The sequence below is a fragment of the Campylobacter sp. CNRCH_2016_0050h genome, from assembly GCF_025772605.1.
Lineage (GTDB): Bacteria > Campylobacterota > Campylobacteria > Campylobacterales > Campylobacteraceae > Campylobacter_D > Campylobacter_D lari_D.
Genome location: NZ_JAKMSK010000040.1, coordinates 1 through 644 on the forward strand (window position 1 = coordinate 1; position 644 = coordinate 644).

A 644-nucleotide genomic window follows, 5' to 3' on the forward strand; every position below is an offset into this window, starting at 1 on the left:
GAAGACAAGAACAAGTAAAATAGAGTTTGCTGCAGATAAAATTAAGCTTTATCAAAGAGAATTAAAATTTGAAGGGGATAAAACAATATACACCGAAGAAAAAGCACAAGCCAATATCACGCTAAAAGATGGTAAAAAGGGTGCTAAAGTAGAATGGAATATAAGTGGAGACGCTACTTTAAATGATCATGATACAACATTTAATTCTAGTGGTGAAGCTAAAGCAACTATTACTTCCAAAGCTCCATTTAAAGATAACCCTGTAATTAATGTAAATACTATTGGACAAAGTGTTAGCACTACTATTACTTATGTAGATAAAGAATATATTCCTAGTATTATTTATCCTAGCTATAAGGGTTATAAGCAAACCATAGAATTAAATCAAGATTTTCATCTTGAGGTAAGTAATTTAATCCCGAATACAGAAATTGAAATATATCATGATTTTTTATCAGCGGCTAAACCAAAGCAAGATCATGTTAGAGTAAATTCAAATGGTAAGGCTACTTTGGAATTTTATGGAGTATCGAATCCATTGTGTAGTAATTTCAATATTCAATTTAAATATATGAAAACAAAAAATAAGTCAGCGGATTTTTTTACAGATGAAATTTATATATATAAACAGCTTACCTTGATTG

1 protein-coding gene is annotated in these 644 nt (G+C 29.0%); it reads left to right on the forward strand.

The window, feature by feature from the left end:
- The coding region (locus L8X28_RS08300; RefSeq protein WP_263666058.1) for an Ig-like domain-containing protein at positions 1-644 on the forward strand (644 nt) is incomplete at both ends.